Annotated in this window: 9 protein-coding genes; 8 read left to right on the forward strand and 1 reads right to left on the reverse strand. The window is 30.8% G+C overall.

Features of this window, described 5'->3' with window-relative positions; all coding sequences use genetic code 11:
* Positions 1–165 precede the first annotated feature (165 nt).
* On the forward strand, positions 166–546 hold the full coding sequence (locus tag ACYFX0_RS27580) for a BA_1872 family lipoprotein (protein ID WP_000771857.1): 381 nt from the start codon (positions 166–168) through the stop codon (positions 544–546).
* A 181-nt stretch (positions 547–727) separates the two neighbouring features.
* Here ACYFX0_RS27580 and ACYFX0_RS27585 read toward each other — a convergent pair whose 3' ends face one another.
* Positions 728–1,513: an ABC transporter ATP-binding protein gene (locus ACYFX0_RS27585; RefSeq protein ID WP_079245114.1), complete on the reverse strand. Its 786-nt coding sequence runs from the start codon at positions 1,511–1,513 to the stop codon at positions 728–730.
* 265 nt (positions 1,514–1,778) lie between these two features.
* Between ACYFX0_RS27585 and ACYFX0_RS27590 the strand changes: the two genes are divergently transcribed.
* From ACYFX0_RS27590 to ACYFX0_RS27620, 7 genes are all read left to right on the forward strand, one after another.
* Positions 1,779–2,408, forward strand: coding sequence for a DUF4352 domain-containing protein (locus ACYFX0_RS27590; protein ID WP_000913403.1), 630 nt, complete (start codon positions 1,779–1,781; stop codon positions 2,406–2,408).
* Between the two features lie 467 nt (positions 2,409–2,875).
* Positions 2,876–3,496, forward strand: a complete 621-nt coding sequence (locus ACYFX0_RS27595) for a DsbA family protein (RefSeq protein WP_000448622.1) — start codon at positions 2,876–2,878, stop codon at positions 3,494–3,496.
* A 173-nt stretch (positions 3,497–3,669) separates the two neighbouring features.
* Positions 3,670–4,491 carry an MBL fold metallo-hydrolase gene (locus tag ACYFX0_RS27600; RefSeq protein ID WP_460272027.1) on the forward strand — a complete coding sequence of 274 codons (822 nt, stop codon included), beginning with the start codon at positions 3,670–3,672 and terminating at the stop codon, positions 4,489–4,491.
* A 4-nt stretch (positions 4,492–4,495) separates the two neighbouring features.
* Positions 4,496–4,888 (forward strand): nuclear transport factor 2 family protein, encoded by a 393-nt coding sequence (locus ACYFX0_RS27605; RefSeq protein WP_001046367.1) that lies wholly within the window; start codon positions 4,496–4,498, stop codon positions 4,886–4,888.
* Positions 4,889–5,034: 146 nt separating this feature from the next.
* The gene (locus ACYFX0_RS27610; RefSeq protein WP_000764218.1) at positions 5,035–5,559 is read left to right on the forward strand and encodes a nuclear transport factor 2 family protein; all 525 of its coding nucleotides are present in this window, start codon (positions 5,035–5,037) and stop codon (positions 5,557–5,559) included.
* A gap of 956 nt (positions 5,560–6,515) precedes the next feature.
* Complete coding sequence (locus ACYFX0_RS27615; protein ID WP_000093953.1) at positions 6,516–7,253, forward strand: TIR domain-containing protein; 738 nt, start codon at positions 6,516–6,518, stop codon at positions 7,251–7,253.
* 903 nt (positions 7,254–8,156) lie between these two features.
* On the forward strand, positions 8,157–9,264 hold a 1,108-nt coding region (locus ACYFX0_RS27620), incomplete at its 3' end, for an amino acid adenylation domain-containing protein (protein WP_142398851.1).

Consider the following 9,264-nt stretch of genomic DNA (forward strand, 5'->3'; position numbering starts at 1 on the left):
TTTCTTTTGTGTTGGGGTGTGGGGTTGGTTGTAGACTAATGGTCAGTGATTGTTTATAGTTGCATTTCCTGTTATATAATTTTCCTTATTTTTCAACTATAATTGTAATGATATGTTAGATTGTATATTTTATCTTTAATATATTTAATGGAAGGGGGACTCTCTATGAAATTGCTTCGTTCATTTCTCATTTTGACTCTTGTTGTATTGTTAAGCGCATGTAATACAGCAACAAAAGTCACAAAGGTTCAAAAAAATGGCGAAACGACTTTAACAATTGGTTCTTTGCAGGGGTATTACGATGTACAAACGCTTAAAGCTGAAAAAGGAAATGTGGAAATTCCTTATGAGGCAGCAGTTGAAGAAGGTACGATTTTATTGCAAGTCACAAAAGACGATAAGGTCATTTATGAAGAAGAAGTCACTTCTCAAAAAGAAGGTTTGCTTTCTTTTGAAGCGCCAAAATCCGGATCATATGATTTAATTGTACGTGTGAAGGGTGAAGAAGAGAAAGCAAAAGGAATTCAAATACATACGAAGCTATGAAAAAACGGCAAGCGGAGTATACTCGCTTGCCGTTTCCATTTCCAGTTGGTTCTGGCATAACAAATGCTCCTCAATTTCAAGAAGTGAACGTAAAGTAATTCTAAAATATACAATATTTCACTTTCAGCGATGTAATCTCTAATAAAAGATTCAATAAATTTCATAATATAAATATTTAATTCTAATCATTAAAAATCCTACTTTTTCTTACTTTAATTGTTTCTAAAATATAAAGAAGAATACCTAAACCAAATATTTTTTCAGTATTAGAAATATTATTACCTAATTTAATAATCGGTACATTTAAGCCAAATCTTTCACTCCATTCTAAAGGCATATATCCCCTCTTGCAGTTTATTAATATACGATCATCCATTGTATGAAAAGACGTTTCGAAAAAATCAAATTCCACTTCTATCTCAGAAATTTTTATCTCTTTTTCATTCATCAAAGAACCACGTACCATTCCAAATCCTTGTATCATATTTTCTTTAAACATACCTACACAATTATAATTCGAATCATAAATAGCCCAATCATAATTTTCAACTTCACTTTGAAAATATGCAAGAATTTCTCCATCACTTGCTTCCAATCCAAAAACTTTTTTGTTTTTTAAAATAGGTAATGTTGAAGAAATCATCTTTGTTCCTGCTACATATCTTCCATCAGGAGTATATAAACCTAAATGTTTATTATTGCTGGGTAATTCTAACAAAACATAAGTATCAATATCCCAAAATGTTAAATCATTTTTAACTATATTTTTTTCTAGTAAATTTCCTTTTCTTAATTGCCAAAATCCAATACTAAAAAATACAAGAGAAGCTATAATAATTAAGATTACTGGTCCCCAATTAATATTACCCCAAGTATTATACATACCAATTAATCCATAAAGAAAAAGCCCAGTTCCAATTAAACACTTCAACTTCCCCCTTTTTTTATAATACTCAAATAATTCCACGCAAACACCTCTATCAGTTGGTCTTAATATTCCAATTATCCTTCAAATGGGGGGCACATTACCGAAAGTAAAAAATTGTACGCTAAGGGTGTAAAAACCTATTATAGCAGGTTTTATAGACGTTATATTTACCTTTATAATAAAAGAGGACGTGGAGTAACTTGATTATTCTTAATCATTCGACAAGATGCAACAATTTAAGATTGTATTTTTTGCTATGATAAGTAAGGAATTTACATATCGTGTTATTGGGGGATAAAAAGAGATGTTGAAAAAATTTACTACATGTATTTTAGGTGGCGCTTTAGTATTTAATTTATCTGGTTGCGGCAATACATCCGACAAAACTTCTTCAGAATCTAAAGAAACCAATTCTAAACAAGAAGAAAAGAAAGTGCAAACAACTGATGAGGCGAAAACGAAAGAGAATACAAAGCAGAAAAATACAGAACAAACAAAAGAGAAATCAAAAATAAAAGAAAAAGAGTATGCTGTAAACAAGGATTTTCATACACCTAAATTTGATGTAACTGTAAAAAGAGTTGTAGAAAGAGATAAGGTTGGTAAAGAAAGTATAGGATTCCAAAAACCTGAAGATGGACATGTCTTTATTGTTGTAGAAGCAGAAGGGAAAAATATCACAAACGAACCGATGAAATTAGCCGTTTTACCATCAGTGGATTTAGTGGATGAAAATGATAATGCTTACCAAAGTGATGTGTTGGCAGCTAGTAGTTATGCGGTTGAAAAAGGCGAGACCTCTACTATTACTAAGGAATTAAAACCAGGGGAGGTAAGGAGAGAAAGTAAAGTTTACGTGATTAATAAAGAAAAATTTGATACAGGAAAATGGTATGTACTTGTTAACAAGGAGTATAAGGAACAAATTAAATAGTGTTTATTTATGAAGAGGAGATGGTTCCTCTTTTTTTGTTATAAGTTAACACAGAATTTCGTTATAATGTAGAAATTTAATGTTTTCGAAAAAAAGAATTGACTTCTATATTAGTTGTAACTAAAATAGTTACATAAAGATGTAATCGATTTAGTTACAACTAATATCTGCTAAAAATATGATTTATATATTTAATTAAGGATGGTGGTCCATACGTTGCCACCCGGTGTAGAAAGTTACTAACACATTCAAATCAATGCATATTCTAAGTTTTAGTATTTTCTGTTACGGGGCAATAAGGTGCAACGTTATCTTTTGTTAAAAACCTTGGTGGATCTTTCTTTGGAAATATTAGTTTTGGGGAAATATAGTAAGGTATCTAAAAAAGAACAAGGTATAAAAAGATGTACTTATATAAACCAAAAATTTAGTTGAGCTGGATAATAAAAAAAAGGTAGGAGATTTAAATGGAGACGAAACAAGATAACCTTATTTACGTATGGGATGCATATTGTGGATGGTGCTATGGTTTTTCAGAAAGTATTAAAGGATTTTACAAAAACCACACTGAAGTGCCATTAACAGTTTTATGTGGAGGGTTATTTTTAGATAATTTACCAATGAAAAACTTTTCATATATAGAAGAAGGAAATAAAAGAATTAATCAACTTACAGGTGCTGAATTTGGTCCTTCATATCAAAAATTGGTGGAGGAAGGGACTTTTAAAATGAATTCGAAAGATGCTGCAATTGGTTTTTCAGCTTTACGCTCATTAGCGCCAGACCGTTTATTAGAATTCACTTCGGCTATGCAAAAAGCGTTTTATTATGAGGGCCAAAGTCTGAGTGATCCTGAAACATATCGCAAAATTGCAATCGAGCATGGTTTGGACCCTGAACAAGTATTAGAACGTTTAAACGCTCAAGAAACAATAATAGATGTCCAAAATGATTTCAATAAAGTTCGACAGCTTGGTGTTAATAGCTATCCTTCCTTACTTTTACAAAAGGATAATCAAATTATTCCTATTGGTGGTGGCGTAATGACGCCGGATAAAATTGAAGCGCGTTTTAAAAATTTATATTAAGAAAATTTAGGATATAGTAGCAAACATGTTATCTTAGGCCACCTGACATTCATCTCCGGAATATTCGCCAGTACTATTACACTTTCAGATAAATGGGAGTGGGAGATTTTATCGGAACAAGATAAAAATATGATAATTAGTTAATAACTTTAACAAAAGGAGAATAACATACTATGTTTAAAACAATCGATACAAATCAAAAAGATGTGAAATTAACGGTGTTTAGTTCGGACGAAAAAAGCTTTATGGTCACAGCAACATTAGTTGAGAAAGCAGGACATGCATTTTTAATAAACTCAAAATTTACTCAATCTGATTCGAAAGAAATTGTTGAGTATCTGAAAAAAAACGACTTATCTTTAGATAAAATCTTTATTATTCATGGGGATCCAGACTACTACTTTGGATTAGAGAGCATTAAAGCCGTTTACCCAGAAGCTATAGCGTATGCAACAGAGTCTACTGTTGAACATATCGTTCATTCTGTCTTAGGGAAATTAAAAGTTTGGAAAGACGTCCTTGGAGAAAATGCACCAAGTAACGTGATATTACCTCAAGTGTTTAAAGAAAAAGCGATTGATTTTCAGGGGTTAACATTTGAACTAGTAGGCTTAGATCATTACAGAACTAGCTTATTTAATAAAGAGCTGAAAGTATTAATTGGTGGTATTGATGTATTTAACGAAATACATGTATTCTTAGCGGATACTAGTTCAAAAGCGACGATGGAGGCGTGGATTGAGAACTTGAAAGTGTTACAAGCATTACATGCTGACATAATTGTACCTAGCCATGGATCAATCGAAAAGTCCCTAAATAATCAAGCACTTACTGCGACAATGGATTATCTAAGAACTGCGGTTCAAGCTTCTGAGGAAAGTGGAACTTCAAAAGATTTTGTGGCAAAACTTGAAGCAGCATATCCAGACTTTGCAAATAAAGGTGTATTAGAATTAAGTGCAAAAGTTGTAACAAAAGAAATGCCTTGGGGTTAATGATATGAATAAATATCAAAAACTATTACATGAAACGTATGTGTTAACTGGCGAAGGGAAATTGGATGCGTTCAAAACATATTTAAGTGAAAATGTATCTTGGACAGAAGCTGCTGGGTTTCCATATGCAGGTACTTATATAGGTCCAGATGAAGTAGTGAAAAACGTACATGAACGTCTTGGCACGGAATGGGATGACTATAGCGCTAAAGATGAAATTTATACTTTTAATAACAATACTGTTATTGTGTATGGAAAATATAGTGGAACATATAAAGCTACAGGGAAGTCATTTGTAGCAGATTTTTGTCATCTTTATAAGTTTGATGAGAACGATAAGGTTAAGAAGTTTATTCAAATTGTGGACAGTGCAACTGTTAATGAGGTATTAAGTTAGAGTTAATCGTTTCTAATATGCCTTGTATAGGGGGAGGATAAATGAAATTCCTAACATTACCCCTGACATTACATTTTGGGGAAGGTTTCTCCTTCTTCAAACTTTTTATAGAAGAAAACTTATTTAAGTAGAAGAGGTAGGTATATATGAAATTAGAGAAAAGTTTAATCATAACAATTATTTCTGTATTTATTTTAGGAGTAGTTTCGACTTTGGTATATCAAGCTTCCACCGGTAATAACAAAGGGAACTCAATAAAGAGCGAGAATGTTACTTCTGTATCAAAAGAAGTGAAAGAAAATGAAAAGAATAAAAAGATGGTAGTTGATTTCTATAATGAAGTTTTTAACAAACATAATATCGATATTATCCCTAAATATGTTAGCGAAGATTATAAGCAACATAATCCTTTTGTTGCTGATGGACGAAAAGCCTTCATGGATTTCTTTAAGGAGGATTTTGTTAAAAATCCTAATTCCTCTGCAGAGATTAAACGTGTAGTAGCTGAAGGGGATACGGTTGCTCTTCATGTACACTCTCGTACTAATTCTCAAGATAAGGGAGTTGCTATAGTGGATATATTTCGTATCAAGGATGGAAAGATTGTCGAACACTGGGATGTAATTCAAGAGATTCCAAGTGAAGCAGCTAATGATAATACGATGTTTTAGATAGAAGATATATTTAATAATTGTTTAATTGATAGTGCTGTATAGAATTTAGAAATTTAGATAATTAGTTATCAAATTTGGAAATCATTTAAAAATAGCATATTAAATGATGGCACAAATTAATACGAAATAGCTCTTTAATAAAAAATCCTACTCAGTAAAAAATGAGTAGGATTTTTTATTAAAGAATAGTGCTAATTTTGTGGTTCGACACCATCTAAATTTGGAAACCATGAAAGTATAGGTACTCTATATCCACGTAAATTAAAATTGTAATTTTTTCCTTCTTTTATGTTTGCTTGCAGATCCACTGAATTAAACTTCATCATAAGAAGGCTATCCTCATTAGAAATAACTTTTTCGGTTCCATTTTTTTGCTCAACCTAGTACAATCTCACCAATTTAAAAAGACCACCATTACTGGCAGTCCTTTTTTGGTAGTTTTAGAAATTAAATTATAACATATTAATATATGGATTATAAATATATTTTTCCGAAAGATACTATAAGTTTTTTATAATTCTTGATTTCTCAATTTCCATTGCATACTGAATTTTCCTGTAAGTATTAATAACTAACATTAAAATTATCAATCCACTAGATTATTAGAAAAAACTGGTTATCTATATATTTTTTGGTAAAATATAGATATAATTTAAGAGGGTAAAGTTAATATAGATCAACTAAGTAATGATAAGAAAATATTTTATTGCATAAAAAAAGGCTCCATTGCTGGAGCACTCAAAATAAACAAACGAATTAAAACAAGAAACAGACAATTTAACTATATAGATAAAACATAAATAAATCTATATATATGTAAAGATTCATATAAAAACTCTATTTATTGATGCTATAATATGTTTACTCGATGATTGTTATATTTTTTTATGGTTTTTAAGCAATAAATACCTTCTTAACACCAAGTGTACAAGTAAAAGAAGACATCTTAAGCGATGTCTTCTTTTCTTAACCTACAAAAAGAAGAACTACAATTCAACGGTTATTTTTTAAAGGCTCAAAATATAGTTAGAATACAAGTAAAAACTACAGAATTGCCAATAAAAGCTATAGTAGAAATAATAGATGCTCAAACACCAGAAACTATTGCTTGGTTTGTAACAAAAGAGGATGCATTTGTTGATGATGAATGTACTCAAGATGTAACAACAGAAATAATAAAAGAAGCTAAAGTAAGAATGCGAGAACCTCTAAAATTATCAGTAAGTCCTTCATCTACTGAAATTGATAATAAAAAAGTATTTATAGTACATGGACATGATGAGAGTGTAAAAATTTCCGTCGCTAGGTTTCTGGAAAGGTTAGATTTGAAACCAATAATTTTACATGAACAAGCTAGTGGTGGATCAACAATTATTGAAAAAATAGAAAATAATACAGAGGTAGGGTTTGGAATTGTACTTTATACGCCTTGTGATTTAGGTAAGGCTAAGAATGATGATGAACTACAAATGAGAGCTAGACAAAATGTTGTATTTGAACATGGATATCTAATTGCTAGATTGGGAAGATCCAATGTTTGTGCATTAGTTAAAGATAATATCGAAAAACCAAATGATATATCAGGAGTTGTATATGTTAACTATGATTCAGGGAATGGTTGGCACATGGCGTTATTTAAAGAGCTAAAAAATGCCGGCTACGAGTTAGATGCAAATAAGTTATTTGTATAATTTATTACTATTTATGAGGTGTTTAAATGCTACTTTTCTTCAGAACCATATATTCAGCCATTGCGCGTTAGCATTTTTATAGTGACAACCTTAAAGATACGTCGGAAGAGTTATTTGGCAGTCTTTCTGTGGTATCGAGTGTAGAGATGGTTAGCTACTTATCTGTTTAGGCATAATCTAGGATCTTTAGAATTCTTAATTTGAACAATCTATTTTTATATTATTTAAATAGTAATCTTTTATAGACCCACTCATTTTAGTTAACCTTTGTTCAAATATAAATGAAGTCGCAATTGTAACTAGATGCACAATTAATCAAAATAGAAAAAAGTACCTATAAGAGTAGGTGCTTTTTTCTTTGTTATATATAAATTATACATTAATTTATATTTGGAACACTTTAAAAAGAAAAGATGATGATGGATTTATTAATAGATGCGTATAACTATATGTATATATTTAATGCATATATTATTTTTAGATAAATATATATATCTTTCAGTAAGAATGCAATATTCTTCGCTATTTACTTATATTTATAATTTAACTAATTCATTATAATATCAATGTTGATTTAAAGTTTTTTGTACAAAATGAACAGATGGGATTTTTTTAGGGATGCAAATACAATGAATCATTCTGTTTTCTTAATTGACTAAATTTTTAAAATTTAAATCTTCAAATGTTAATACTTGTTATATAATTGACTTATTAAGGCATTGCCCCTAAAAGTTAATATGCCTAATGAGATTGTTTACGTTTTCCTTATGGGGTAGCACCAACATTTCATAGATTCTGTACGCTAAGGCTATAATCTTTATAATTCCTGAGCGTACGAAATTCGCGCTTTGTTGTTGGGACCGCTATGAGTACTGTTAAATATAATATTCAAGGAGTGATATAATGAATACTAATCTTAAATTATCAAACAGACCAGAACACACTGTTCAAAAATTATTTGAACAGCAAGTAATTCAGAATCCAGATTCTGTTGCGTTGGTATATAAAGATCAACAGTTAACTTATAAGGAATTAAATGAAAAAGTAAATCAATTAGCTTTTTATCTACAAAAACGAAACATAGGCCCTGAAAGTATGGTAGGGGTTTATATAGAACGTTCTTTAGAGATGATTGTAAGTATATTAGGAATAATAAAAGCTGGTGGCGCATATGTCCCACTAGATCCCGCATATCCAACAAAGAGGCTTAAATATATCTTGAAAGATGCCAACATACAAGTATTGCTAACCCAAAACCATCCAACACAGTGGATACCTAAAGAAATAGACTGTATTAATATAAAAGAACATGAAATGAATATTTCGAGAGAAAAAAATATAAATCCTACAATTGAAGTTAAACCAGATAATTTGGCATATGTAATCTATACATCTGGATCTACAGGAAAACCCAAAGGGGTATTAATTGAACAAAAAAGCTTATGTAACTTTATTATTTCTAGTATTAATTTAACAAAAATGAATTCAGACAGTAGAAATATTCAATTTGCCTCATTATCATTTGATGCTTCAGTATTTGAGATATTTACTAGCCTAGTTTCAGGTGGAACTTTATATGTATGTAGTCAACACGATATTATGCCAGTTGAACCACTTACTCAGTTCTTGCAAAAGAATAAAATTACACATGCACTTTTACCCCCTACGGTACTTAATTTGTTAGATGAATCTGTATTTAAAGATTTACAGGTTGTTATTTCTGCGGGGTCAGCCTGTAGTGAACAAGTGGCAAAACGATGGATGCAAAATCACCTTTTTATTAATGCGTATGGTCCAACAGAAACTACAGTTTATACCGTTGCGGGAATATACAAAGGAGATGGAGCACCTCCTATTGGTCGGTCCATTCCCAATGTAGAGGTATATGTATTAAATGAAGCTAAAAAACTTGTCCCTATTGGAACAGTAGGTGAACTTTATATAGGAGGTATCGCATTAGCACGAGGATATTTGAATCAACCTGAATTAACAAAGGCCTCATTTATCCCAC

It is taken from the genome of Bacillus sp. NEAU-Y102 (assembly GCF_054788175.1).

Excerpts from the sequence above, each read along its gene's own strand:
- ACYFX0_RS27600 (WP_460272027.1), top strand. The coding sequence starts at position 3,670 with ATGTTTAAAACAATCGATACAAATCAAAAAGATGTGAAATTAACGGTG.
- ACYFX0_RS27615 (WP_000093953.1), top strand. The coding sequence starts at position 6,516 with ATGTCTTCTTTTCTTAACCTACAAAAAGAAGAACTACAATTCAACGGT.
- ACYFX0_RS27595 (WP_000448622.1), top strand. The coding sequence starts at position 2,876 with ATGGAGACGAAACAAGATAACCTTATTTACGTATGGGATGCATATTGT.
- ACYFX0_RS27605 (WP_001046367.1), top strand. The coding sequence starts at position 4,496 with ATGAATAAATATCAAAAACTATTACATGAAACGTATGTGTTAACTGGC.
- ACYFX0_RS27610 (WP_000764218.1), top strand. The coding sequence starts at position 5,035 with ATGAAATTAGAGAAAAGTTTAATCATAACAATTATTTCTGTATTTATT.
- ACYFX0_RS27590 (WP_000913403.1), top strand. The coding sequence starts at position 1,779 with ATGTTGAAAAAATTTACTACATGTATTTTAGGTGGCGCTTTAGTATTT.
- ACYFX0_RS27580 (WP_000771857.1), top strand. The coding sequence starts at position 166 with ATGAAATTGCTTCGTTCATTTCTCATTTTGACTCTTGTTGTATTGTTA.